The organism is Aromatoleum toluolicum (genome assembly GCF_012911005.2).
Lineage (GTDB): Bacteria > Pseudomonadota > Gammaproteobacteria > Burkholderiales > Rhodocyclaceae > Aromatoleum > Aromatoleum toluolicum.
The window spans coordinates 1-469 of the sequence record NZ_WTVS01000198.1 but is presented as its reverse complement, the minus strand read 5'-3'; the positions used below and the strand labels follow the sequence as shown (position 1 = coordinate 469).

Sequence of the window (469 nt, the reverse complement as noted above, 5' to 3'; positions counted from 1 at the left end):
GTGCCAATCACCAGCGTCATCGCGTGAATCTGCTGGCCCATGAGCGCGGTGAGGCCCGCGCCCTCACCCACAAAAGGCACATGGGTGCCGGGCACACCCAGCTTTTCTATCAACGCCGAGGTCAGCAGGTGCGCTGGGCTGCCCTTGCCCGGCGACCCGAAGTTGACCCCGCCCGGCGTGGACCGCGCCAGCTTTTGCAGATCGGCCAGGCTGGCAATGCCCTGCCCTGCGGGCACTGCCAGCACCAGCGGCGACGTGCCCAGCACCGCCACGCCGTCAAAGTCGCGCAGCGGATCGTAGGGCTGCTGTTTGTAGACGTAGGGCGTGATGGTCATCTGCGACATGCCGATGCTCAGCAGGTTATAGCCATCTGCAGGCTGGGCCTTGAGGTAGTTGACGGCCAGGATGCCGTTGGCCCCGGGCTTGTTCTGCACCACGACGGGCTGACCCAACTCGCGCGCGGCGCAGT

General features: G+C 66.3%; 1 protein-coding gene. It reads right to left on the bottom strand.

The features are described from left to right. Positions 1-469, bottom strand: a 469-nt coding sequence (locus GPA27_RS28350) for a Bug family tripartite tricarboxylate transporter substrate binding protein (RefSeq protein ID WP_256223147.1), incomplete at both ends; no start/stop codon positions are given.